Source organism: Ruegeria sp. YTSC192 (genome assembly GCF_059609705.1).
The window spans coordinates 1-25,287 of record NZ_JBXWMG010000014.1; the positions used below are offsets into that span (position 1 = coordinate 1).

Sequence of the window (25,287 nt, forward strand, 5' to 3'; positions counted from 1 at the left end):
CGCGGGATGGAGCAGCCCGGTAGCTCGTCAGGCTCATAACCTGAAGGTCGTAGGTTCAAATCCTACTCCCGCAACCAGCGTCATAGAACCGCCCGTAGCACCAACGCTGCGGGCGTTCTGCTTTGTGCCAAGCGCCAAAAGACCGGCCAAATCCCCAACGAGTTCTATGGTAAGCTGTCCGTCATTGGGCAGCAGTCGAATCTCGGATAACAATCCTCGAATGATGGATGTCGCTTCAGTCTTCGTTGCGGGGTTGTTCAACGCACCGCTCAAGTCCTCCACCTTTTCTTTATAGATGCCAGCGAGACCGGGATGCAAAAGAACGGGTCGCTCATGAGACGAAGCGGACAGTTCTGCTTCCAACTCTTCCTTGCGGGCTTCGAGTTCGTCCATCTTCGCCTTCAAACTGGGATGGAACATACCTTCCGCGATAGCATCAACGATCTTTTTGATTTGCTTGGTGGTCTTGGCCAGTTGTTGTTCGGTTTTGGTTTTGCTCTTGGAAATCTCGACAGTCAGACGATTGAACTCTGTTTGGTACGCTGACACAAACTCGGAGATGAGGTCCGGATGCAGCAGTTGGTCCTTGAGACCCGTGAGCACACGGGTCTCCAAATCTTCCCGCTTTATGGTCAGCCGGTTGTCGCAAGTGCCTTTGTTGCGAGAGTTGGCGCAACCAAAATGGGATTTGCCAACAATGGTGTAGCCCCCGCCGCACTCACCACACTTCAAGAGCCTTGAAAACAGATGTTTGGCGCGGTGTGCGCGTTCTGGGCGGTTGACGCCGCTGCTGATGACAGCACTGCGGGTGGCTGTTTGACGGTCTTTGACTTGGGACCACAGGTTGTCCGAGACAATGCGAAGATCAGGTACTTCTTCAATGACCCATTCTTCGGGAGGGTTTGGTCGCGCTTGTCGCTTACCGGTGTTTGGGTCCTTCACAAAGCGTTGGCGGTTCCAGACGAGGCGACCAATGTAGAGTTCGTTATTGAGTAAGCCGGTGCCCCGACGCCAGTTCCCGTAGATTGTGGACGCGCCCCAGCCTGCACTCCGAGGGCCAGAAACACCCTCATTGTTCAACGCTCCTGCAATGGCGCGAGGGCTGCTACCATTCGCGTAATCCTCAAATACGCGGCGAACAATGGCGGCTTCCTCTTCATTGATGATCCTTTCGCCAGTGGACATCTGACCATCTGGAGTGAAGTTGCGCACGACATCATAGCCGTATGTGATACCACCGGCTGATTTACCTTTGCGCACACGTCCCTCAAGTCCGCGATGGGTCTTTTGAGCCAGGTCTTTCAGGAAAAGGCTGCTCATGGTCCCCTTGAGACCGATATGGAGTTCGGAAATCTCTCCTTCAGCCACAGTAACAATCGGGATGCCCTGAAACCGCATCTGCTTGAAGAAGGCCGCGATATGTTCCTGATCCCGGCTGATCCGGTCGAGACCTTCGGCCACAACAACATCGAACTGGTTGTGGCGCGCATCGTCCAACAGTCTCTGGTAGCCGGGACGCAGATGTGATGCTCCGCTGAGCCCCCGGTCGGAATAGGTCTCCGCTTCCTGCCAGCCATTGCCATTGATCAGACGGAGGCAGAGCCGATGCTGGTCCTCAATGGAGGCATCACTTTGAAGATCGGTGGAGTAACGGGCGTAGATGGCGGCGCGCATGTGTTGGGCCTTTTGGACTGAGAAACGAGTTGGCCCAACCCATTATAGGCATGGATTGGGCTGTGTCTTCCACTTTCGATTGCAACCCGTTGCAATAAAAAATGCACCGATCATAGTTATTTGACCGAACCCACTAGCGCCGTTTGGGCGCGATGGCCGACCGTTTGCCGCCCAAGGTCTTCATCTTTGCCTGCAGGAGAGACTGATAATCGTCACAGGCCGACAGACCAGTGGCACGATTGTAGTGTTTCTGAGACATGTCCATCGTGGCGTGCCCGAGAATATCCCGGATGATGTTGACATGTTCCGGGTCTTTCTCGGCGATTGTGGTCGCTGCAATGTGCCGAAACTTGTGTGTGCGCAATTCTACTCCAAGCAGACGTTTAACTACTTTGGGAAACTCACGCGACAGGCCATCGGGGGTAATCGGGTCTCCATATTGGCTGATCCACAGCGCGTTGGATGTCTTGGGTCCGAGCAGGATCGGGCGATGGACATCCAAATAAGACTTCATCGGTTCCGCCAGAAACTTGGGCAGAGGAAACCACCGCGCTTTTTTGTCTTTGGTGTCTTCCGCCGAAAGGTGAACCTCGAACCCTTCGGCGTTATTGCGCAGATGCTGGTCCGTTGTCAGCGCCAGCAACGTGCGACGACGTACGGGCCGCGAGATCAGAAAGGCGATCATCAAACCCGCGCGAAAGTGAATTGCACGCTTGGTGTCAGTGAGAGACGGATCATTCTCCACGTCTTCGAGCCGCTGCAAACTTTTGTTAAGAATGTCTGCCGCTGAGAGGGCGATTGGCTTCGGCAGGCTTTTCCGGTCCGCCAAATGTATCAGGCGGTTGGACAGTTTGTTCAACCAGTCCCAATTTCCTGCCGGGTGCATAGCCTTTGCAATTACATAGTGATCGCAGATCATGTTCTTGAGAGTCATTGCGTTCACACGCGCCTCAGCTTCTTCCAGAAATCCACGCACGGCATCTTTGGTAATGCGATCCGTCGGGGATTGATCCAAAAGGGCAGGCTGATGACGCGTGACCCACGACAGCCAGTATCCATAGCTCTGGCGCCGCTTCGTGCGGCTGCCTTTAGACCAACTCGCACAAGGGCCTGTGCCGTCAAAAATGTCACCTTCCGCGAACAGGGCCTCCCAGGCGGTTTTGTCCGCCTGGGGCCAGTTTTGATAAAGAAGAACAAGCGGAATGGGATTAGTCATTGGACGTCCCCCGGATCTTCGAAAGTACCACCTCGTCGTAGTGATCATGCGCCCACTGGTTGCTAAGCGAGGCATAAAAATCCATCGTCGTCTGAAGCCGTTTATGTTTGAGCAGGCGGCGGACGGTCTCGAAGTCACCGGGGCGTTCTTCAAGGTACAGCTTGGCTGCGATGTGCCGGAACAGATGCGGGTTAACCTTTAGGCCGGTCTCTCGATAGACCCGCTGGGTGAGTTCACCACCAAAGTTGCTGGGCGCACGAGGCTTTCCATCGCTGCTGCGTGGGAACAGAGCGCGCCCACCCGCTTGCGACACCTGCGGACGGAATTGCATGATATAGCGGTGCAGAAGTTTGGAACTGCGGGTGTTCAGTTTGACCTCAATCGGCTCCCCATTCTTAACCTCGATCCCTTCGATACGGATAGAATAATAGGTGTGTGTCCCCGAGCGGGCAGGGATCAAATGCTTGTCCAAATCAAGGTTCGCGAGGTTTTTGACGCGCATGGGACAGCTCAGGAGGATCGTCAGTGCCGCCGCATGCATCGCCGCCAATGCGCTGTCACGGCGGGTCGGTTTGTCATCCGCCCGTGCCATCAGCGTGTCCGGCAGGCTCAACAACAAGGCCACGTTCTCCCAATCATTGAACTGGGCGAGGCGTTCCGCATTCTTGTTGCTCATACCACGAGGGGTCGCTGCAACTTTCTTGTGAATGTCTTTGAGCGCCTTGATGGCGTCTTCCGGTGCGTTCAGGTGGTGCCGTGCAATGGCGATACGAGTTGCTGCAACATTACTCAGCCCAGACGGCAGACCGTCGGTTCCGCGCCGGTCGATGATCGTCCGGAAGGCCGTTTTGAGATTAGGCACCGTGACCAGTTCCGACAGGCTAACGAAGTGTTCCGGGCTCTGCCCGGCAGACACCAGCGCGTCCAGCATCTGCCGCAGATGGGCTTCGGTGTTGCGTAGACTGGTCTGACGCAGCGGTTTGTCGGGCCCGTCATCGCTGAACAGATCACGTTGCGCCAAGCGGTCGATATAGGCTTTGATCTCTGCTTGCAGGCTTTCCGGGTAGTCCGTCAGCGGGCGGGCCACATAGCGGTCCGACGACAAGCGGTCCAGCCGGGGTAGATCGAGACCGTGTTTGTCAATCACGTGGTTCCATGTATCGATCATGGACTGAATGTACTTGGCCGGTTCACTCTTCAGCAGCGCAGCGTCGAGGACCGTCTGAAACGCCTGAACCACTTCGCTACTAATGTCCTTGGGCGAAATCGACCGGGCACTGCAATATCGTACAAAACGCATCAAACCCCAAACCTGATGGGTGGATTGCACAGTCGTCAGAAACGTGTCCCACTCCGGGGTCAGTTCAGATTTGGCTTCAAAATCCTGCAACACCCCGACTGCACGCAACGCGCTTGCTAGATCGCTTTTGGTGGTGCTGAGGGTGTTGGGCTTCACCCCGCAGGCGGCGGGATGCAACGTTGCCAGCAGTTTGCGCAGTTGCGGGATGTCTGTCGGAATGTCCGACGGAGGACGGTTCATGTATGTACTGATGCGCGAGATCGCGGACAGCTTGGACTGTTGGCGTTTCTTGTCGGGGTCTGGATTGGACGTCAAAACGTCCAGAACCTCGGCCAGCGTTGTTGGTAGTTGGATCTCTTGGTGATGTGTCATGATAAACCTCTTCAGTTTTGAGATTGGGTGCAAAAGGGGACATTTGAGGACATGCAGACCCACGGCGGCGCTCTTGTGGACATTCGGGAAACCAAGGGCGTGAATTTATATCCGAAATCCATGACCCCGTTTTCCCGAACGCCGAAAAAACCGATTTTTATGAAAGCTTTAGAGAACATGGGCCGCTGCCTGATTGCCGCGTTGCTTGGCAAGGGCATGCAAATCACTGCGGGCAACACGCCAATCGCGACCCAGCCGGGTTGCAGGCAGATCACCGGATTTGATCCAGCGGCGAACGGTCTTGGTACTGATGCGGAACAGCGCGGCGACATCGCGCACACTGAGATAGGCGGCATCCTCTGTGATCGGCAGATCAACCATGATCCACCTCCGGGCCTTTGCCGTTGCAACGGGTTGCAAAATTGGACCGCGCAGCCTCGCGCGCCAAAAGGCGAACAAGGCTGACCAGAGGTTCAGGGATCTCGAGTTTGGGCAGGTTGCCCGTGGGAGCAGAAGACGAACACGTCATCGATACGTTCCTTTTTAAGGAACCGCTCGAGACAATAATCGCGGTGTTCTGGCTTAGGAGTGCAGTCCAGACGACAAAACACTGACCTCAAAAGAGATCAGGATCATTGCCATCGAGTGCGTCGAGAACGTAGAGCCGTTCTCTCCAATCCCAATATTGGCGGCCCAGCCATCACGGCTGGTAAGTTGAATGTCCTAGAAGCGTAAGGGCAGTTGCTTGCCTGCCAAGGACGCACGGCGTGGTTACCTCACGGTTACCAATACTGAGATCAGGCTTGACTTCTACATGTTTAACTCAATGAAATTATTTAAATTTTATCTGTTTTGACTTTGGGTGGTTATCCGGACGTGATAGTCTCAAGCGCAAGGGTGCCGGGTGAGTGCCCGGATACCTCCTCTCTCTGACACGCGACGAGGCCACTCCAGTCGGCTAACGCCGATATGTGTCTACCCGGCACCCGATCTCTTCAGCGCAAGTGGTAACAAGATCAATCCCAACCTCGCTTGACCGCGCCGGATAAGGTGACCGTGATCTTCTCAGCGATCATATGGTCTGGGTAGTTTTTGAACATATAAACCTTGCTGAATCCGCACCGTGTTCCAAGGCCGCGACTGTGCTGGATGCGGTAGCCTTGGCTTACGCGTTCGCGGACTTCTCTAACCATGTCGTGGTCATTGATCTTCAAATCGCGGATTGCGTCGTCCTTCAACCGACGTTCACCTAATCGACCATCCAAGCTGGTGGGGCGACGGAAATACTCTGATATCTGAAGCAAGATTTGGTTCGCCCGTGGTCGCAAATGTGACGGCAGGTGACCAACACAGTGCAGGTACGCAGCGCGATCTCGGATGTCATCGCGTAGCTTTTGACAATTGGTCAAATCTACAAAAAACCGCCCGTAGAGTTGAGGCTTGTCCACCGGTGGGGTTCGCTTGCGTGGCACAATATCGAAGGGCGGTTTGGGTGCGCGCGGGTCAAAGGTCATATCAGTCTCCGTTCGTGCAAAATTACAAAAAAACTGCGAATAATCATGGGTGTAGCAGGCAGTGATCACTCCCAATTTGGGGTTAACCCCATAACAGGGGTAGCTGCTTGTGTCTACACGTTAAAGGTCATGAGCAGTGGCAGGTGCCGTAAGAACAGAGGCCTATCAATTCCTGCTGAGCGAACTCGTCAGGCTCAGGCAGGAAGCCGGGCTATCGCAAGCCGGTTTGGCCAAACTGTTGGGCAAGCCTCCGTCTTACGTGGGCAAATATGAATTGGCGGAGCGTCGTTTGGACATCGTGGAAACGATTGTCATACTGAAGGCTCTGAAAGCTGATGTGTCGGCAATCACCTCGACAGTTTCTGACATGGCTCCTGTCAGTTTACGGTGACAAGACAACCGCTGGCTGACATGTCGCTTAGATGCGGTTTGCGCAGAAATCGGACTTTGTAATTTTTGGTGAACGAGCCAAAGCGGTAGCCCCTTTGTATTCTGGATTTCGTTGTGCCGTCCGTTGAAGGAGACATTCAACAATTGTACTTAGAAGTCATAGTCCTCATGAAGAGATTTTAAAGGTTAGGAAATTTGCAGATGAGTTTTGCGTCATGGAAAAAATGTGATTTTCAGCTGCACACGCCTCGCGACCCTAATTGGCAGGGCGAGCGACCTGTCGGGCTAGGAGACGAAACTGAGAGCGGACCTGCAACGCAAGAGCAAGTGGATACTATGCGCCTAGACTGGGCGCGAATGTTCGTTGACCGCTGCGTTGCACGTGGTTTGGAAGCAATCGCCATCACTGATCACCATGAGATGGTGATGTTCTCATACGTCAAACAAGAAATAGCACAACGCAAAGGACGCGATACTAGTTTCAACCTTTGGCTTTTCCCAGGAATGGAACTTACCTGCCGAAACGGCGTGCAGTGTTTGATCCTCTTTGATGCCGACCTTTCCGGTGAATGGCTTCGTGATGCGCAAACTAAATTGGGGATTTCAATAACGAGCTTGAATGAGACGGCAAAGCAAGGGCCGCCTGTGACACAGCTCGAGTATTCGTACCCAAAGATTGCGGCCCGCCTAGATAGTACTCCGGAACTAAAGGGGCGCTACATTGTTCTGCCAAATGTATCACAAGGGGGCCGCCATTCTTGCTTGGTAGAGGGTGGCCATGCAGATTTTAAGGCAATGACATATATAGGCGGGTATCTCGACAGCGGCCAAAACCAAGACAACATTAAAGGCAAAAACAAACGTAGGTTGTCTGGCAAAGAAGAGAAGTGGAGCGACAGGTTCATCTATCCTCTTCCGACATCCGACAGTCGGTCATCTGACCTTTCGAAACTCGGAACTAACGGTTGCTGGATCAAGCTAGGCGAGCCGACTGCTGAAGCTATTAGGCAGGCATTCTTAGGATATCGGTCTAGAATTGCTATCACCGCTCCAAACGTAGCGAAGTTAAGTGTTCGATCCGTCAAGATCGACGGGTCAGCAATCTTGTCTGACGGCCAAACTAACCTAAGCCCAGAACTAAATTCATTTATTGGAGGACGTGGAAGCGGCAAGAGCACACTTTTAGAGTACATCGCGTTTGGTCTTGGAAAGAGCTGTTATGATATTGAAAAAAGGACTACTCAGGTGCAAACAGACTGAAAGATCTCGTCTTAGAAACTTTGACATCTAAGGGAGCCACGCTCGAACTCGAGGTTCTTCAGGACGGCGCACCCTTCGTTGTCCGCCGAGGCGGGGGGAACAGCTACCAGCCTGAACTAATGTACCCAGACAGCAGCAAGCAGATGCTTACAACAAAAGAACTGCGCGACCAGTTTTCTTCTGTGGTCTATAGTCAAGGGGAGTTGTCTGAGATCGGGAAACAAGCTGGTAAACGGGCGGAACTGTCGGATTTGTTGCAATTTGTTGACCCGGAATTCAAAAGAGAAGATGAGCGTCTTTCATCAGACATCGAGGCAGCCCAACTTCTGGTTCGTCAAACTGTTCAAAAACTTGCGATGGCATGGAACCAACAAGCTAAGATAAACAAACTCTCAAAGAGCAAAGCCGCACTTGAACTTCGCATAGGAGCGTTGCAAAGAACACTTCCGGCGCTTTCCGAGGCCAACCAACAAACTGTCGCGCGTTACGAAGGCCTTGTTGCACTGGACGCGAAGCGCGTAAAAGCGACGACCCAGGTGGCTACCGTAGTGGAGGAAGTCACGCAGCTTTGGCATACGTCCCGTGCACCAGTTGACTTGGTTTCTGACTTCCCAGAAGGCCAAGAATTGCAAACGGCATATGCTGCCTTTAACGCTGCCTTTGCAAAAGATATTGAAGCACTTGGTGTGAAGTTGGGTAAGGAGCGCGACGCGCTTAACGAGGCGGGTGACAACCTGACGGAATCTCTCGAACAGGCAAAAGAAGCCCGTGACGCGGTGATGTCTAAATTGACAGAGCATAAATCAGTTACTGGCCAGATTTCCAATTTGCAGTCGGAACTGAAAGAAGTATCGAACCAACTTGGTGAACTGGAGGTCAACCCTATCTCTGTGGATGATGCTTTCTCTTCCTACCAAGCTCATACGGTTGCTTTAAAATCGGCCATTACCCTGCGAGGCGACAAAACGAAGGAATGGGCGGATAAGATCGAAGCCCTATCCAGCGAACGCATTGAGGCGACGCTAAATCGCGACAGTAACTGGTCGGAAATACATGATGCCCTTTCCACTTTAACCGCTAAGTCAGGATCTTCAGAGGCTAAGCGGAGGCAGTGTACCGAAGAACTGCTCGAAGAAAGAGGCGTTTGGGAGGCTCTTGACGCTCTACGGGCTGACGCACTCGCTGCACTGCGCACGAAAGTGATTTCTCAGTTGGATAGCGGAGAGCAACCGTCGCTAGAAACGCTCCGACAAGCTGCGGGCGCTACTGATCGCATTTTGACCCAAACAATAGAATTGATTGATTTGCAACGGGTTGAAGCAATTGCTTCAGCAGTGCCCAGACCAGACATTTCGCTGCACTATCGGGATGGTGAGCGGAAAATCTCATTTGAAAAGGCATCCGAAGGTCAACGCGCAGCGGCGCTGCTCTTTATGCTACTAGAGCAGCCTGGCGGCCCTCTTCTAGTGGACCAGCCAGAAGGTGATCTAGACAACAAAATCGTCTCTGATCTTGCGACTAAACTCCATGATGCCAAACAACGCCGCCAAATCATTTTCGCAAGTCACAATGCGAACATCGTTGTAAACGGATCGTCCGAACTAGTAGCCGGGCTCGATGTCACTGAGGATGCAAAGCGTGCAGTTGTCTGCCAAGGAGCCATCGATACAAGTGCCGTTTGCGACAAAATCACTGAAACCATGGAAGGTGGCGAACAAGCATTCCGAGACCGAAAAGACAAGTACGGGTATTAACCGGCAATAACCGAGCAGAATCAGTTTTGTGCGTACCCTGGAATCTGCAAAGTCTAGATTTAAATGTCAGGCATGGGCTGCTTCCAGTCATAGACACTGGAGGCAGCGAAGGTCGACTACGAGCCCGACTCGGTCAATGTTATTTTGTGCTGCGCGCGCACGCAGCACGAAAATCGCTGCGACCGCATCTTTCTCAGTGTCGCCATGCGCCGCGGAAAACGGCCATTCGTTGTGAGTGCATCAATGGAGTAAGACTGAACTCATAGAACGCAGAAATAACGTCGAAAATCCGCTAGTTGGTCAAGTTTTTCGTTTCTCTTGCCTTTGCTGGCGGCGAGCTAGAGATCGACGTCAGTAAGTGCCGCGATGGTTGCGTTACCAAGTGCCTTGCTTCGTTTAGCGTTCCAGCCCTCGCGAGGATCGGGTTTGGCCTTGTGGTCAAGGAAGGGCAGTTCCAACGTCAGCGAGGTGCATCCGAATTCTTGTGCCACCTTGTTTGCTGCGATCTTCAGATCGGCTGTGCCAGGTGCGTCTGGCTCGTAGCCGTTCTGGATTGAGAAATCATCCGTACGACGTGCAAGGGCTGCACGGAAGGCGCGGTCCCGGTCCAGAATTTCCGGAGTCATGGCCGGTACACCTTCACAACCTGCGGCGAAAGGGAATGCAGTGTCTTCGTCCCCGTGAATGTCCAGAAACAGATCGACCCCGGTGTGCTGCATTTGCCTCAGAACAAATGCGACCTCGGGCGCAGTTTCCGGGTCGGTTGAGCCCCAGGCCCGGTTCAGGTCTACCCCGGCGGCGTTACAGCGCAGATTGCCGAGAATTGAGCCATCAGGGTTGGCGTTGGGGACCAAATACAGACGACAGGTGGTGAGCAGTGCATCGTTTTTGGCGGATCCGGCAATCAGCGCATCAATGACCCCTTCCATGAACCACTCTGCCATGGTTTCGGCTGGGTGTTGGCGGGCGATGATCCAGATGGGTTTGGCCTGCACATCCGTGCTGCCAACGCAAAGCACTTCGACTGGGCGACCCTGATATGACGCGCCAATGGCGGCGAGCGAGAATGCCGAATGGGAAAGCGCGCGTGCAATCAGATCCTGATGACGTTCGTATGAATACGGGCGGTGCAGTGCAACCCAGGTTACAGGACCGTCGGGATGGATTTCAAACAGCAAGGACCCGTTCTGGTATCGTGTGTCGATCCGACGCCAGTTTTCCCGGTCAGATGAGACAACCAGTGTGCAACCGGGCCACGCTTCGGGAAAACTGCTGTCAGAAGCGTTGGTGATTTCGAACCGTATAGGATCATTGCCTGTGGCGATGGCACGAAAGTGGAACCATTGCATGTGATCCGAACCCGTATCGGGCCGGATGCGAAGTTTAATGGCTTTCCGGTCGGAAGCATCATCAACAATGATGTTGCCGCCATCGAAATTGTCGTCAATCCAGAGGCCAGTCGACCCTCCGCACAACAATGAACTGTACGGGGACGAGGTATTGAGTTCAGCACGCATTTTTTCGGGAATGTTCCCAAAGTCGATCAAAGCAAGGCCTGTCTAAATGGAAACGTCGACCAAGAGTATCCCGATCACCCAATGAAAGCATCGGCTCGGATCAATGCTTGCCTAACGCGCTGCTAGCAATGCATCCCTGAATGCGGCGACGGCAGGTTTCAGCGGCTTGTCCTGAAGGCGCACAGCCTGAATCTCCGAGACCACGCGATACGTATCAGGAGCGATCGACACCATGTCGCCCTGCGCAACCCAATGGGCTGCATAATGATGCGGCATCAGCCCAACATGTGACCCGGCCAGAACAAGATGTGCGGTGCTTTCGATATGGCTTTGCGACACTTCTGCCTCTTCATCCATCAGGCGCATATCCAGCGCACCACCAAGAGGATCAAGCACAAAGCTTTGCGCGGAAACGCGCGATTTTTTCAGCGCCTTTTCAATCTCTTGAAGATCATTGGCCTGTGCGCAGGGGTGATCCGCGGCACAGTACAGCCCGCTGACTTCATCATAAAGATGATCGGCATCCAGATCCTCTGCCAACCTTTCTTCAAGGCCAAGAATGACAATATCCAATCGTCCGGCACGCAGCTCGGTCAGACAGTCCAGGTAGTCGTAGATGCCTAGCCGAACGCGCGCCGAACTGAGCTGCGTTTGCGTCTGGCGAATTGCCCGATGGACCGGGCAGGCAGGGTCTGTGACAAGGCAATCAATGACTCCCACCCGAATGACCTGCGTGCTGGTCTCACCGATCTCGTTCAGGCGCTGGGTGTAGCGATCCATGTAGGCCAGCAGCCTGTTGGTTTCGTCCAGAACCTCGCTGCCTGCATCTGTAAGGGAAAATCCTTTTGGGCCGCGATTGCACAGCCGTACGTTCAGGCGGCGTTCAAGGTTGGCGATGTGAGAACTGATCGTAGGTTGGTTGATGCCAAGTATGGGCTGCGCCCTGACGATTCCCCCTGCTTCAGCGACTGATTTGAAAACGCGTAGCAGACGCAGGTCGATGTCGGATAACCGCATTGGCGCCTCTCTTTCCCTAGCACAAGGCTGAAATTATAGGGTTTTAGCCGCTTCGCAAGCGTCAAGTTCCTACACCGAGAACGTGGGTATTGCTTTTTATTGAGGGGGCGGTTAGGCCTACTTGCGATCAAGCACGCATTTTCTCTGGACTGTTCCGGTCGAATTCGAACGGAGCACTATACCTGTTTCTACTAGGGAGAGAGAAAATGAAAACGATCCTGACCGCATCCGCCGTGGCGGCTGCGATGACCCTCACCACCAGTTTTGCCCAGGCCGAGGAAATCACCGTTAGCGCCTGGGGTGGCTTTTTCGAAGAAACCCTGCGCGATGTCATCTATCCCGGTTTCACCGCAGAAACCGGCATCGAAGTGAAATCCATCGCCCAACCGGTGGACGAGGCCTGGTTGACGCAGTTGACGAACGCGGCACGCGCAAAAACCGCACCGGCCGATCTGTCACTGGTCGCAGATGAAGTGCTGGCGCGCGGTCAATCCATCGGCCTATGGGCCAATCTGGACAGTGCCGCGATGCCAAACATCGAGAACCTGCGGGATGGCTTTGTTCGGGCGGACGATGAGGGCAATACCTACGCTGTCGGTGCGCTGACCTGGTATACGACCTTCGTCACCAATACTGATTTCGCCGGTGACGCGCCCACAAGCTGGCGCGATCTATGGGAAAAGGACTGGGACGGCAAGATCGGTATCGTATCGTTGCCGAACTCGGGTCTGCTGGAGGCGACAGCTGTTACCTTCTTTGACGGCTATGAGATCATGGAAACGCGTGAAGGGCTTGAGAAAGTGATCGCGAAGGTGGCCGAGCTGAAGCCGCAGGTCAAACTTTGGTATCGCGACGAAGGTCAGTTTCAGCAGGGTCTGGAAGCGGGTGAATTTAACGCCGGCCTTTATTATCACGACGTGACCACCTTATCGTCCTGGGATGGCAACCCGGTGCGCTCAACCTTCCCGGAAGAAGGCGCAATTCTGGGCGACGCCTATTGGATCGTACCGCGTGACAGCGACAAGGTTGAAGCTGCGCAAAAGTTCATCGACTACATGTCGCGTCCCGAAGTACAGGCGGAAATGTCGCGCAATCTGGGTATCGCACCTGTTGCCAAGCTTGATCTGACCGGTCTGACCGATGACGAGTTGCAGGCTGCGGGTCTGGATTCCAACCCCGTGCGCGTCCAGACCCACATCCACCTGCGTGAAGGCGATTGGCTGTCTGACAAGTATCTGGAAATGATCTCTCAGTAACTGCTGACAGATCAATGGGTGGGCCTGTTCTGGCCCACCACCCCTACTTCTTCTGGCCCACCACATCTACTTCAAGGATCGCGTTGCATGGCTCAGGTCTCTCTTCAAAACATCGGCAAATCCTATGGCACCGTCTCGGCGTTGAAAGATGTCAATCTGGACATCGCCTCGGGCGAGTTCATCTGCCTTCTGGGCGGGTCCGGTTGCGGCAAGACAACCCTGTTGCGCATCCTTGCAGGGCTTGAGGATAAAAGCAGCGGTCAGATGACCGTGGATGAGCAGGACTGGTCTGCTGTCCCCTGCCACAAACGCGACGTGGGCATGGTGTTCCAAAGTCTTGCACTGTTTCCGCATCTGAATGTTGGCGACAACATCGCCTACGGGCTGGACATTCGCGGTATCGACAAGGCCACCCGTCGCGTCCGAGCTGAAGAACTGTTGGAAACCGTCGGCCTGCCGGGACTGTATGACCGCCCCGCCGATGCACTGTCAGGCGGTCAAAAGCAACGTGTGGCCATTGCCCGCGCACTGGCAATCAAACCGGTATTGTTCCTGATGGACGAACCGTTCAGCGCGCTGGATGCAGGGTTGCGCGAGCATTTGCAGATCGAGGTCAAAAAGCTGCAACGCAAGCTGGGTGTGACCACGATCTTCGTCACCCATGACCAACAAGAGGCGATGTCGATTGCGGATCGTATCGTCATCCTGAACGAAGGCAGAATCGAACAGGCCGGCACCCCGACCGAAGTTTATGCCCGTCCGCAAACCGAATTCGTGGCCGACTTCATGGGCACCAACAACCTGCTCCAGGCTGATTTCACCCCCGGTCAGGATGTGATGCTGGATGGGATCTCTCTGGGTCGCCCCACAGGTGCGATGGCCGAATTATCCGGACGGCATACCGTTTCGATCCGCCCGGAGTATTTGCGCCTGTCCAAAGCGCCCGAAGACGGGGTCGGGTTGGTGGGCACCGTCAATTTTGTGCGTCTGCTGGGGTCATCGGTAGAAACCGAACTCAGCATCGGGGACCGGATGTTCATCCACACGATGATCTCGGACCGTCCTCCGGAATTCGCCGTGGGCGAACGGGCGATGATCAGTTTCGATCTGGACCACGCCTGGGTGATCCCGTCATGAGACATCGTGCCGTTCCCCATCTGATCGGGCTCTATCCGCTTGCGATGATGAGCCTGTTCTTTCTGGCTCCGCTGGCCTTCATGGTCGCCGTCAGCTTTTATGAACGCGACCCGCTGGGTTTTTTTAAGGTCTCGTTTGTCTGGGATAACTACGGCAAGTTCTTTTCGAACTTCTACTACACGGTATCGCTGCGCTCACTCTGGTCAGCATCTCTGGCCGCGGTCCTGACCGTGGTGCTGGCCTTTCCGGCGATGTTCATCATTGCCGACATGACCCGCCGCTGGCAGCTGTTCTGGGTGATCCTGCTCTTGTCGATGATGTGCCTTAGCGAGGTCATCATTGGTTTCGCCTGGCTGATCCTGCTGTCGGAAAGCGCGGGCATTCCCAAGTTTCTGGGCGTGGTGGGTCTGTGGTCTGATCCACGGTCTTTGTCACCCAGTTTCGGGGCCATGCTGATCGGCCTCATTACGTTGGGATTTTCGCTGGTGGGGCTGATGTTCTATCCGCAGATCGCACAACGCGACCGTGCCATTGAAGAGGCCGCGCGAACATTGGGCACCCCACCGACGAAAGTGTTCTACAAGGTGGTTTTGCCGAATTTCACCTCATCCATCCTGTCCTCGGTGGTCACGATGTTTGTGTATTATCTGGGTGTCTTCGTGATGCCCACGATGTTGGGCCGCCCGCAGGACTGGAACATGACGGTGATCATCACCGACAAGGCGGTAGGCAATTCGAACATGCCACTGGGGGCCGCGCTGTCGGTCATCATGCTGATCTTTACCATGCTGATCATTGGCGGCCTGTTGTGGCTGTCACGCAGAGGGGCACGGTCATGAACACCATCGCCAAACGTCTGTTCATCTGGCTCATCGCGGCCGCGCTGATTCTGCCCTTTGTGATCGTTGCTGGCGTGTCGCTGAGCGCGGACAAGAACATCTCGTTCCCGCCGTCCGGCCTGTCGCTGGAATGGTACACAATGCTGGTCACGCAAAGCGACTGGCTGATCCCAATTCGAAATTCCATCGTGATCGCGATCCTTGCTGCGCTGTTGGCTGTCAGCATCGCACTGGCCGCAAATTACGTGCTGTGGCGGCTGAAATCCGGGTTCGGCAAGCTGGTCTTTGCTTTGGGCGTCGGCCCCTTCATGCTGCCGCCGATCATCATCGCAATGGGGGCCAGCGTGTTCTGGGCCGAGATGGGGTTCTATGGTCGGATCGAGGCCACGATCATCTCGCACGGGATCTTTTTCGTGACCATTCCGCTGGTGGTGATCGCACGCGGCTTTGCCGCGCTGTCCGATGACGTGATCGAGGCATCGCGCACCATGGGGGCAAGCCCCTGGCAGACATTCGCCAAGGTCATCTTCCCGCTGATCCTGCCTTATGCGATCACCGGATTTGCGCTGGTGGCGATCATTTCGGTGAATGAATACCTGATTTCCTATATGGTCTCGGGCTTTGCCGTCGAAACCCTGCCGATCCGCATCTTCAACAACGTGCGCTATGGCTACACGCCGGTGGTGGCGTCGGCAGCCATGGGTTTTGCCCTGCTGACGATCTTCGTGCTGGTCGCGATTTCCTTGAAAACCGATCTTCTGAAACTGCTTGGCGCAAAGCGCGGGTAAGGGCGAAGGATAACCAATGAAAAAACTGTCACGTCAGGACCTCGAAGATATTCTGTATGGTGCGGCCATCCTGGGCACCGGTGGAGGGGGTGAGTTGGATGAAGGTTTCGGCCTCATCGACGACGCACTGGATAAGGGGAAAGAGTTCATTCTGGTCGATATGGACGAGGCGCCAGATGATGCCTTGGTCTGCACACCCTACATGCTGGGTGCGATCTCGGCCCTGCCAGAAGAGGAAGAGCGGCGCTATGACCGCCTGCCACGCGCGCAGGAGCCTTCGATCCTGATCGCCTATCGCCGGTTTCAGGAATATCTGGGTCGCGAATTCTATGGCACGATTTCTTGCGAACTGGGTGGCTCGAACACTGCGATTTCCTTTTATGCGGCGGCGATCAACGGCCATTACATCATTGATGCCGACCCGGCAGGGCGGGCGGTACCGGAAATCACCCATTCGACCTATTACATCAACGGGCTACCTGCGGAACCCATCGTGATGGCCAACGAATTTGGCGAAAGCATCATCTGTGAAAACGTCATGGACGACATGCGCGCCGAAAGCGTTGTGCGGGCGTTGGCCATGGTCAGCCGCAATGATATCGCCGCCATCGACCACGCGCTGGAGCTGCATCAGATTCGGCCCGCCGTGATCCCCGGTGCGATCTCGATGGCGATGAATATGGGCTATCGCTGGCGCGAGGCCCGCACGGGCGGGCAGGACGTGGCACAGGTGATTGCCGAGGTCGGCGGTGGTTTTGTCGGGTTTCGCGGCACGATATCCGACTGCGACTGGAAGACCGAAGACGGCTTTACCGTCGGCAATATCCGCATCTCCGGTGCAGGGGAATTCACAGATGATCACTATCGGATCTGGCTGAAAAACGAAAACCTGATCGGCTGGTTGAACGATATGGTGCACACCACCATTCCCGACATGATCTGCCTGATCGACAGCGACACCGGCCTGCCGATCACCAACCCCAATTATCAGGCCGGGCAAAACGTGGCGGTCATCATCCTGCCCGCGCCTGCGGCCTTTACCACCCCAAAGGGGTTGGCCGCTTTTGGTCCGTCATATGTGGGATTGAGCCAACCTTATGAACCGGCGGTCGCGAAACACGCCGCAAACGCCAAGTAAGCAACAGGACGATACAATGCCCAAGGCGCTGATATTAAGGGAATTCAAAGAATACGGCGATCTTTCAGCGTTAAATCTGGAAGAGATCGAAACCCCGACACCCGGCCCCGGCGAATTGCTGATCGATGTCGATGCCTTTGCGCTGAACTATGGCGATTTCGAGCTTTTTACCGGTGCATATACATTCACGCTCGATCTGCCAGCCCGAGTGGGTGACGAATGCGCTGGCCGGGTCCTGGCCGTTGGACAAGGGGTCGAAGGGTTTTCCGTGGGTGACCGGGTGTCGACCATGCCTGCCATCTACGGCAAGAACGGCGTCAACGGTGAGGTGTCACTGTACGAAGCAAAATACTGCGCCCATGTGCCCGACAATATCACAAGCGTCGAAGCGTGCGCCGTCTGGGTCAGCTATTTCACCGCCTATGCAGCCATGATTGAGGTCGCAGATGTGCAACCCGATGACTACGTGCTAATCACGGCGGGCAGTTCCACCGCCGCTATCGCCGCGATGGAGATTTGCCGCAAGATCGGCGCCACGACAATCGCCACCAGCCGCACCGGCTCCAAGCGGCAGGCGCTTTTGGATCTGGGCTATGACCACGTCATCGCGCAGGATAGCGACGACATGTCAGAGGTTATCAACCGGGTGTCATCGGGCCAAGGCGCAAGGGTGATCTATGATCCGATCGGCGGGCGCATTGTGCAGGACTATAAGGATGCGCTGGGGCAGGATGCGGTCATTTTCCTCTATGGTGGCATGGATCAGAGCGAAACGGTTCTGCCCGAAATCGAGATGACCCAGAAAAACGCCTGCCTGAGGCCGTTCTCCGTGTTCAACTACATCAACAAGGATGACCTGCGCGCCCGCGGCGTGGCGTTTGTCCAGCAAGGGCTGGCCGATGGCTGGCTGCATCCGCAAGTGGGTGATGTCTATGACCTGGCCGATTGGCGGCAGGCAATGGACGATCAGTTCAATTCGAACACCCGACAGGGCAAGTTGGTGATCCGGGTCAAATGATGGATCTGGGCAGCACGCTTAAAGCGCGTTGCCCGCCATGACACACAGCAATTCGAACATGATCGATACCCCCAGAAACGCGGTGTTCCTGGATTGGTCAAAGGGCGGCGAGACTTCGACAAGGTCGGCGCCGACAATGCGAACACCCTCCAGCGCCTGAACCACCTGTATCGCCTGGTATGAGTTCGAACCGCCGATTTCGGGTGTGCCCGTTCCCGGGGCAAAAGTCGGGTCGACAAAGTCGATATCGTAAGAGATATAGGTGTCCGTCTCGCCCACGATCTCACGCGCTTCGGACATGACATCGTCGACACCGCGTGCGTGGAATTCTTCGATTGCGATGACCCGAATGCCCACCGCGACGGCGAAATGGCGGTCTTCACTGTCATAGGTCGAGCCGCAAATGCCGATTTGAACCACCCGTTTGGGGTCCAGCAGGTTTTCTTCGACAGCACGCCGGACGCCGCCGCAGGCGCTTCAAGCGGCGAACCAACTTGATGAGCCTGTGCCTATCGGGCCAAACCGAACACCTTAGCCCAATTCTCGGCAGTCATTCCCTCACGATAATCGCGCTGCATTTCGGCATCGAGCAGCTCGACCAGCAGTCGATTTTCGAGCCAAACTTCGACACATTCGAAGGGACCACGATTGCAAATGCGCGCAAGCCAACCCCGTCCTTCGGCAAGAGAAACGATCTTCGAGCGGTCCAGCGTCGCGCACACCGCCACATGAGCAAAGGTGGATTTTGCATCACGCTCCTTGATTTCACAGGAGATTTGTTCTGTGCCCGCCGCCAGCACAAGTGTTGTCGGATATACTTCGATTGCGGTGCCATCATCCTGTTCTGCAAAGGCGATCCAGCAGTCGGGGAACGGCGGAAAGGGCATGGCTACGCCCCCCATGACTTGCGCGAGAAAGGTCGCGACATCTTCCGGTGTGTCGGCGCTGATGGATAGATGAAGAAGGCTCATGCCAATTCGATATTACAAAACCACGAACTGCAACAAAGTCCGCTCCGCGATGTTCGGTTCTGGCTACGGCGAAGGGGCGGTATGAATTTCTTACTTCAGACTGGTTTTAAATGACCGCTCTGGCGACACCGACGGCAACTCAGCGAAGAGTGCGCTGCACTTGCGAGCAAATGCTGCGTCAACAAACGCCGGGAAGGGCAATGTCGGCAGAGTCCCGCAACTCGGAACTCTAGTAGTAGAAAATATGATGTCCGCTTCGCGCATTAAATCCGACATTTCAACTGCGTTCGGCAACGGTGGTTGCGTCCTCCCGCAACCAGCGTCAGAAAATCTCAGAACAGCCCGTTCAGACTACAATTGATCCACTGGATCAATTGCTTAACGTCTTCACCTCGTTAGGCTCATAACCTGAAGGTCGAAGGTTCAAATCCTACTCCCGCAACCAAATTTAGAGCCAGATAACAAAAGCTTACAAGCCGCCCCCGGGCGGTGTTTCTATTTGCACCGCCACCACTGGAAGCACTGTGGAAGCAAACGGGATGTGGAAACCCCTGCAGCAGCACCGCAACAGAACCAGCCCGCACAATTCCACGCAATTAGATAGCTAAGAGCCGAGTATGTGTGAAAACTCCGGCCCATGAGCTCTCTCGTCGCGCTCGTTTTTGGTTCGGTGGAGACGAAAAGATGGCGGGAGTAAAGAAAAGTGGAATTTCTAGCGCAAAGGCACTCAAAGACAAATTGGACCACGATCTTCCTGACGCTCTGCGCGGCTTGATTGATGTCTCCAAGCAGATTTAGGTCATCCAGTGCTTGCAGTGTCGAACACAGACATTCACTACCACCTGCGCCAAAGTTGTCATTTGGCCGAAGGGAGACAAATATGAGTTTCCGTATTGGCGCGTAGCGCCAATAAAGGCCTTAGATGCCTTTGCCGGAAGACGCCAATTGGGGGGCTAGATGCAATGCTTACGGCTGCTGGATATAGATCAAACTAAAATCGAAGTGCTTTATTCCGCCAAGATGTCGTTAGACGTAAAAAAAACCGGCGCATTCAGCGCCGGTTTTTACAGGTTTTCGTAGGGTGTTTTACCCGAACACTCGCCCTAGCGCGCCGTCGACGGCGTCGGTGATCTGGTCGATGTCATCTGCCGTTGCTATCAGTGCAGGCGAGAAGCACAGCGTGTTGTTGCGGCTGGGGATCGAGCGGTTGGTAGCGCCGATGATGACGCCTTGCGCCATACAATCCGCTACGACCGCCTGAACGCGTTTCTCGTCCATCGGATCCTTTGTGGCCCGGTCTGTGACCAGTTCAGCACCCAGGAATAGGCCCTTGCCACGCACGTCGCCGATGACCTTGTGCTTTTCCATCAGTGCCTGCAGGTTGCCCAGCATACGATCACCCATGTCGGTGCAATTGCCCAGCAGGTTCTCGTCTTCAATGATGCGCATGTTCTCGATCGCGGCCGCTGGACCGGCGGTGCAGCCGCCAAAGGTCGAGATGTCGCGGAAATAGCCCATCGGGTCCGACGCGTCGTCCTTGAACATGTCAAAGACTTCTTCGGTGGTGACCATCACGGCAATGGCTGCATAGCCCGAAGCCACGCCTTTGGCCATGGTCACGAAGTCCGGCTTGATGCCGTATTGCTGGTAACCGAACCATGTGCCGGTCCGGCCTACGCCGCAGACGACCTCATCAATATGCAGCAGCACGTCGTACTTTTTGCAGATTTCCTGCACACGCTGCCAGTACCCTTCGGGTGCTTCGATCACGCCGCCGCCTGCGGTCACCGGCTCAAGGCACAGCGCGCCAACGGTGTCGGGGCCTTCACGCAGGATGACCTCTTCGATCTGGTCTGCGGCCCACTCGCCAAAGTTCTCCTCGGGTGCGCCGTCCAGCTCGTGCTTGCGGTATTCCATGCAATGCGGCACGCGGACAAAGTCAGGTGCAAAGGGGCCGTACTGCGCGGTGCGCTCGTCCTGACCGCCTGCCGACATGGTCGCCAGCGTCGAACCGTGATAGTCGCGGTCGCGATACAGGATCTTTGTTTTCTTGCCGCCGTATTTCTTGTGCGCAATCTGGCGCACCATCTTGAAGGCCTTCTCGTTCGCTTCGCTACCTGAGTTGGTGTAGTATACGCGGCTCATGCCTGGCATCTTGTCGATCAGCTTTTCTGCGAAGATCGAACCGGGAATCGAGCCTGCGGTGTTCGCGAAATAGCACAGCTTCATCAGCTGGTCATAGACCGCCTTGCAGATGGATTCGCGGCCATAGCCTACATTCACTGTCCAGACGCCACCGGAAACCGCATCCAGATGCTCTTTGCCTTTCTGGTCCCAGACACGCATGCCTTTGCCTTCGACAATGATGCGAGGATCGTTTGTTTCAAAGGGTTTATGCTGGATCAGGTGGTGCCAGATATGGGCGCGGTCGGCCTCGACCACACGGGAAAGATCGTTTTCGTTGAACGTGCCGTCCATGACATGTCCTTTCAGTCTGATGCGGTGTGTAGGATGCGGGATCGTTCCCACAATAGCATGAATTTGCGATAGCTCAGAACACCTCGAATGGCCCTTCAAATATAGGGCCAGATGTTGCGATATCGTATCTCCAGAGCGGGCCAACGGAGTATTTCTAGGGGTTTGTCAGCGGACTGTGTTTATGATCAAGTCGCGACATACACGAATTGAGAGGGCTGGCAGATGCAAGCAACCAATATGTACGAGCGTCATCTGGATAAGAGCCGTGCGAATTACACGCCGCTATCCCCGCTCAGCTTCATCGAAAGGACGGCGGCGGTGTACCCCGATTATCCGTCCGTCGTCTATGGAGACCGCCGCTATAGCTGGGCGCAGACCTACGCACGCTGCCGCCGTCTGGCCAGCGCGCTGACGGCCCGTGGAGTGGGCAAGGGGGATACCGTCTCGATCATTGCCGCCAATATCCCCGAACTCTATGAGGCCCATTTCGGTATTCCCATGGTCGGCGCTGTTCTGAACGCAATCAACACGCGCCTTGATGCGCCGATCATCGCCTTCATCCTCAACCATGCCGAGGCCAAGGTGCTGTTGGTCGATCCTGAGTTTTCCGCCGTCGTCAAAGAGGCGCTGCTGCAGGTTGATCATGACCTGCTGGTGATCGATATCGAAGACCCTAGCTTCGATGGCGGTGAACGCCTTGGCAGCGTGACCTATGACGCCCTGCTGGACGAAGGCGATCCGGAGTTTGACTGGTCTCTGCCCGCAGATGAGTGGGATGCGATCACGCTCAACTACACTTCTGGCACGACCGGCAACCCCAAGGGTGTGGTCTATCACCACCGGGGCGCGGCCCTGAACGCGCAGTCTGATCTGCTGGATTGGGGTATGCCGAAACATTCCGTCTACCTGTGGACCCTACCAATGTTCCATTGCAATGGCTGGTGTTTCCCCTGGGCCATGGCGCTGAATGCCGGGGTCTCGGTTTGCCTGCGCGCGGTTCGGGCCGAACCGATCTATGCCGCGTTCCGAGAGGAGAAAGTCACCCATTTCTGCGGCGCGCCCATCGTTTTGAACATGCTGGCGCATGCCCCCGACGCCCTCAAGGATTTCGACCACCAGATCAAGGTGATGACTGCCGGTGCCCCGCCGCCCGCCGCCGTAATCGAAGCGATGGAGGGAATGGGCGTCGAGGTGACCCATGTCTACGGCCTGACCGAGACTTACGGCCCTTCAGTCGTCTGCGCCTGGAAGGATGAGTGGAACCAGAAGGATGCCGCCGAACGGGCCGCCCTGAAAGTACGTCAGGGCGTGCGCTATTCGGCGCTGTCGGGCCTGATGGTGGCCGATCCCGAAACGTTGGAGCCGGTGCCCGCCGACGGAGAAACCATGGGTGAGATCTTTATGCAGGGCAATGTGGTGATGAAAGGGTACCTCAAGAACCCCGACGCCACCGACAAGGCCTTCAACGGCGGCTGGTTTGCCTCGGGCGATCTGGGGGTGATGCACCCTGATGGCTATATCGCGCTAAAGGACCGCTCCAAGGATATCATCATCTCAGGCGGTGAGAATATCTCATCCGTCGAGGTTGAAGGTGTCCTCTACAAGCATCCCGCCGTCATGGAGGCCGCAGTGGTTGCCCGCCCGGATGAGAAATGGGGTGAAACCCCCTGCGCCTTTGTTGAACTCAAGCCTGAGGCCAGTGCGACCGAGGCCGATCTGATTGCGTTCTGCCGGGACAACATGGCCCATTTCAAAGCGCCAAGGACGGTGGTGTTCGGAACCTTGCCCAAGACATCCACCGGCAAGGTTCAGAAATTCGTGCTGCGGGATCAGGCGCGGGCGTTGGGCTAAAACGATCTAGGCCTTGTCGAAGATCGACAGGTCCAGATCCAAAAGCTCACCCATCCACACGGCGTGATCCCGGTGGTCGGCCAGGTGATCGCCGGTTTCAGCATGGGTGAAGATCGTCAGGCCCTGCCGGTTGAGCATCAACCACGGAATGACCTGATCAAACGCGTCAGCGGCAAAGCCCAGCTGGCAGCTCGACCTCGGATGCGGGCCGACCGGGCGCGCGTGCATGCGTCCCATCTGCACCGGAAAAAGGCGGGCCGCCTCTTCGCAGATGTGTTGCGCCACATCCTGTGTGTCGGCGTCGAAATAGACATGGGCGTGGTAGCCGGTGATCTCAGACATCGGGGTCCTCATTGCTTGGATGCAATGAACCTAGGCGGTCTTTCCCCTCGATCCTACCAACACCGGCACACAGGTGCTGTGCGGCGGCTCAGGGTTTGAGGGGGTCCTCCAGCGCTGGAAGTAAAGTGCCATGGCAGGTCCCAAACCCGATTGTATAGTCATCCCCCTGCGCAGAGCCGGACAGGGTTAGGGTGTCTCCGTCTTCAAGGAAGCTACGGACCTCACCAGTCTCAAGGTTCAACGGGTCCTTACCGCCCCAGCTGAGTTCCAGCAGTGAGCCTCGGGTGTTGCGCGTCGGTCCGGAAATTGTGCCAGACCCCAGCAGATCACCGGTATTCATCGGGCAGCCCGAGCTGGCGTGATGGGCCAGTTGTTGCGCGGCGGAATAGTACATTTCGTTGTAGTTCGTGCGGGTGATTGTGGTCGCCGCCTGGCCTTCGGGGGCCAGTTTCACCTCAAGCGACAGGTCATAGAGCATCGGGCCGCAGTCTTTCAGGTGATCCAGCAACTCGAATTCGCGCTCGGGCGTGTCGCAGCGAAAGGGCTCCAGCGCCGGTTTGGTCACGATCCATGGGCTGATGGATGTGGCCGTGGCCTTGGCTTGGAACGGCCCAAGGGGTTGATACTCCCATGCCTGAATGTCACGGGCGGACCAGTCGTTCAGCAATACGTAGCCGAAGATATGATCGTCCGCCTGCTGCACCGAGATCGGGCCGTCGGACGGAGTGCCAACGATTGCCCCCATCTCAAGCTCAAAATCAAAGCGGCGGCTGGGCAGGAAGGTGGGTTTGTCCTGATCGGGCGACTTCAGCTGCCCCCACGGGCGGCGGATATCCGTACCCGACACCATGACCGAGGATGCCCGGCCATTATACCCAATGGGAATATGAAGCCAGTTCGGCGGCAGCGCGTTTTCGGGGTCCCGGAACATCGAGCCCACGTTGAAGGCGTGATGCCGGCCTGCGTAGAAATCAGTGTATTCGCTGACCGCGAAGGGCATATGCATGACAACCGCGCTTTGCGGTACCAGCAGGGGCTCCACCGCCTCTTGCTCCGCCGCGCCTTCAGACAACAGCACCGTCAGGCGGTCGCGCAGGGCGGCCCAGACGGCGGGGCCTTGTTCCATCAAAGGGTTCCAGAAGGGCAGGTCGAACAGCGGCTCATCGGTCAGGGTGATCAGCCCCTCGGCCTCGGCCGTGGTGACATCCAGGATCATATCGCCGATGGCGACGCCGCATCTAGGCTCTTCTTCGCCAAGGGCAAATACGCCGTAGGGCAGGTTGTTCAACGGAAACGGATGGGTCGCGTCATTGGCCGAGGCAACCCAGGATTTCAAAAGGGTCATTGGTGTTCCTTGTCGTCTTTACCAGCGTGGCCCGTGGCGGGGCACGTGTTTCTCTCGGTTAGTCACTTGGACCAGCCTCGTCGGATGAGCCGTATTGTCGGTGACCGGGC

At 55.8% G+C, this 25,287-nt stretch carries 21 protein-coding genes, 1 tRNA gene and 2 pseudogenes; 12 read left to right on the forward strand and 12 right to left on the reverse strand.

What is annotated here, in order from left to right:
- Together AC2FD8_RS17515 and AC2FD8_RS17520 are read left to right on the forward strand one after the other, a co-directional pair.
- A tRNA-Met gene (locus AC2FD8_RS17515) sits at nt 1–77 on the forward strand.
- A gap of 235 nt (nt 78–312) precedes the next feature.
- The gene (locus AC2FD8_RS17520; RefSeq protein ID WP_496874325.1) at nt 313–546 is read left to right on the forward strand and encodes a hypothetical protein; all 234 of its coding nucleotides are present in this window, start codon (nt 313–315) and stop codon (nt 544–546) included.
- A 54-nt stretch (nt 547–600) separates the two neighbouring features.
- On the opposite strand, the pseudogene AC2FD8_RS17525 reads toward AC2FD8_RS17520, so the two are convergent.
- The 5 genes and pseudogenes from AC2FD8_RS17525 to AC2FD8_RS17545 form a co-directional block, all read right to left on the reverse strand.
- Nucleotides 601–1,620, reverse strand: a pseudogene (locus tag AC2FD8_RS17525) (recombinase family protein); the annotation flags it as partial.
- 187 nt (nt 1,621–1,807) lie between these two features.
- Complete coding sequence (locus AC2FD8_RS17530; protein ID WP_496874326.1) at nt 1,808–2,650, reverse strand: tyrosine-type recombinase/integrase; 843 nt, start codon at nt 2,648–2,650, stop codon at nt 1,808–1,810.
- A gap of 232 nt (nt 2,651–2,882) precedes the next feature.
- Complete coding sequence (locus AC2FD8_RS17535) at nt 2,883–4,562, reverse strand: tyrosine-type recombinase/integrase (RefSeq protein ID WP_496858253.1); 1,680 nt, start codon at nt 4,560–4,562, stop codon at nt 2,883–2,885.
- 168 nt (nt 4,563–4,730) lie between these two features.
- On the reverse strand, nt 4,731–4,943 hold the full coding sequence (locus tag AC2FD8_RS17540) for a helix-turn-helix domain-containing protein (RefSeq protein ID WP_170429661.1): 213 nt from the start codon (nt 4,941–4,943) through the stop codon (nt 4,731–4,733).
- Between the two features lie 635 nt (nt 4,944–5,578).
- Nucleotides 5,579–6,076 (reverse strand): hypothetical protein, encoded by a 498-nt coding sequence (locus AC2FD8_RS17545; protein ID WP_496858255.1) that lies wholly within the window; start codon nt 6,074–6,076, stop codon nt 5,579–5,581.
- A gap of 136 nt (nt 6,077–6,212) precedes the next feature.
- Between AC2FD8_RS17545 and AC2FD8_RS17550 the strand changes: the two genes are divergently transcribed.
- The 3 genes from AC2FD8_RS17550 (at nt 6,213) to AC2FD8_RS17560 (ending at nt 9,480) form a co-directional block, all read left to right on the forward strand.
- Entirely contained in the window at nt 6,213–6,467 is a 255-nt protein-coding gene (locus AC2FD8_RS17550; RefSeq protein WP_496858256.1) for a helix-turn-helix domain-containing protein, read from the forward strand.
- Between the two features lie 200 nt (nt 6,468–6,667).
- Nucleotides 6,668–7,726, forward strand: coding sequence for an ATP-binding protein (locus AC2FD8_RS17555; RefSeq protein WP_496858258.1), 1,059 nt, complete (start codon nt 6,668–6,670; stop codon nt 7,724–7,726).
- A 143-nt stretch (nt 7,727–7,869) separates the two neighbouring features.
- The gene (locus AC2FD8_RS17560; RefSeq protein ID WP_496858260.1) at nt 7,870–9,480 is read left to right on the forward strand and encodes an AAA family ATPase; all 1,611 of its coding nucleotides are present in this window, start codon (nt 7,870–7,872) and stop codon (nt 9,478–9,480) included.
- Between the two features lie 338 nt (nt 9,481–9,818).
- Here the strand turns inward: AC2FD8_RS17560 and AC2FD8_RS17565 are convergent, their stop codons facing one another.
- On the reverse strand, nt 9,819–10,997 hold the full coding sequence (locus tag AC2FD8_RS17565; RefSeq protein WP_496858262.1) for a M14 family metallopeptidase: 1,179 nt from the start codon (nt 10,995–10,997) through the stop codon (nt 9,819–9,821).
- 111 nt (nt 10,998–11,108) lie between these two features.
- Entirely contained in the window at nt 11,109–12,014 is a 906-nt protein-coding gene (locus AC2FD8_RS17570) for a LysR family transcriptional regulator (protein WP_496858264.1), read from the reverse strand.
- 206 nt (nt 12,015–12,220) lie between these two features.
- Here AC2FD8_RS17570 and AC2FD8_RS17575 point away from each other — a divergent pair, with 206 nt between their 5' ends.
- From AC2FD8_RS17575 to AC2FD8_RS17600, 6 genes are all read left to right on the forward strand, one after another.
- Nucleotides 12,221–13,270, forward strand: coding sequence for an ABC transporter substrate-binding protein (locus tag AC2FD8_RS17575; protein WP_496858266.1), 1,050 nt, complete (start codon nt 12,221–12,223; stop codon nt 13,268–13,270).
- 87 nt (nt 13,271–13,357) lie between these two features.
- Entirely contained in the window at nt 13,358–14,407 is a 1,050-nt protein-coding gene (locus tag AC2FD8_RS17580) for an ABC transporter ATP-binding protein (RefSeq protein WP_496858268.1), read from the forward strand.
- Nucleotides 14,404–15,246: an ABC transporter permease gene (locus tag AC2FD8_RS17585; protein ID WP_496858270.1), complete on the forward strand. Its 843-nt coding sequence runs from the start codon at nt 14,404–14,406 to the stop codon at nt 15,244–15,246. Before AC2FD8_RS17580 ends, AC2FD8_RS17585 begins: the two co-directional genes overlap by 4 nt.
- Complete coding sequence (locus AC2FD8_RS17590) at nt 15,243–16,034, forward strand: ABC transporter permease (RefSeq protein ID WP_496858272.1); 792 nt, start codon at nt 15,243–15,245, stop codon at nt 16,032–16,034. The genes AC2FD8_RS17585 and AC2FD8_RS17590 overlap by 4 nt, the downstream gene beginning before the upstream one ends.
- A gap of 16 nt (nt 16,035–16,050) precedes the next feature.
- The gene (locus AC2FD8_RS17595; RefSeq protein ID WP_496858273.1) at nt 16,051–17,172 is read left to right on the forward strand and encodes an S-methyl thiohydantoin desulfurase family protein; all 1,122 of its coding nucleotides are present in this window, start codon (nt 16,051–16,053) and stop codon (nt 17,170–17,172) included.
- 16 nt (nt 17,173–17,188) lie between these two features.
- Complete coding sequence (locus tag AC2FD8_RS17600; protein WP_496858275.1) at nt 17,189–18,190, forward strand: zinc-dependent alcohol dehydrogenase family protein; 1,002 nt, start codon at nt 17,189–17,191, stop codon at nt 18,188–18,190.
- A gap of 18 nt (nt 18,191–18,208) precedes the next feature.
- Here AC2FD8_RS17600 and AC2FD8_RS17605 read toward each other — a convergent pair.
- The 3 genes and pseudogenes from AC2FD8_RS17605 to AC2FD8_RS17615 all read right to left on the reverse strand — a co-directional run.
- A pseudogene (locus AC2FD8_RS17605) lies at nt 18,209–18,649 on the reverse strand (arginase family protein); the annotation flags it as partial.
- Between the two features lie 50 nt (nt 18,650–18,699).
- Nucleotides 18,700–19,161: a hypothetical protein gene (locus tag AC2FD8_RS17610; protein WP_496858277.1), complete on the reverse strand. Its 462-nt coding sequence runs from the start codon at nt 19,159–19,161 to the stop codon at nt 18,700–18,702.
- Between the two features lie 1,086 nt (nt 19,162–20,247).
- A complete protein-coding gene (locus AC2FD8_RS17615; RefSeq protein WP_496858279.1) occupies nt 20,248–21,639 on the reverse strand; it encodes an aminotransferase family protein in 1,392 nt (463 codons plus the stop codon).
- A 222-nt stretch (nt 21,640–21,861) separates the two neighbouring features.
- Here AC2FD8_RS17615 and AC2FD8_RS17620 point away from each other — a divergent pair, with 222 nt between their 5' ends.
- Nucleotides 21,862–23,490, forward strand: a complete 1,629-nt coding sequence (locus AC2FD8_RS17620; protein ID WP_496858281.1) for an acyl-CoA synthetase — start codon at nt 21,862–21,864, stop codon at nt 23,488–23,490.
- A 6-nt stretch (nt 23,491–23,496) separates the two neighbouring features.
- Here AC2FD8_RS17620 and AC2FD8_RS17625 read toward each other — a convergent pair whose 3' ends face one another.
- Both AC2FD8_RS17625 and fahA read right to left on the reverse strand, forming a co-directional pair.
- Nucleotides 23,497–23,832 carry a DOPA 4,5-dioxygenase family protein gene (locus AC2FD8_RS17625; protein ID WP_496858283.1) on the reverse strand — a complete coding sequence of 112 codons (336 nt, stop codon included), beginning with the start codon at nt 23,830–23,832 and terminating at the stop codon, nt 23,497–23,499.
- Between the two features lie 88 nt (nt 23,833–23,920).
- Entirely contained in the window at nt 23,921–25,177 is a 1,257-nt protein-coding gene (gene fahA, locus AC2FD8_RS17630; protein ID WP_496858284.1) for a fumarylacetoacetase, read from the reverse strand.
- Nucleotides 25,178–25,287: the final 110 nt, after the last annotated feature.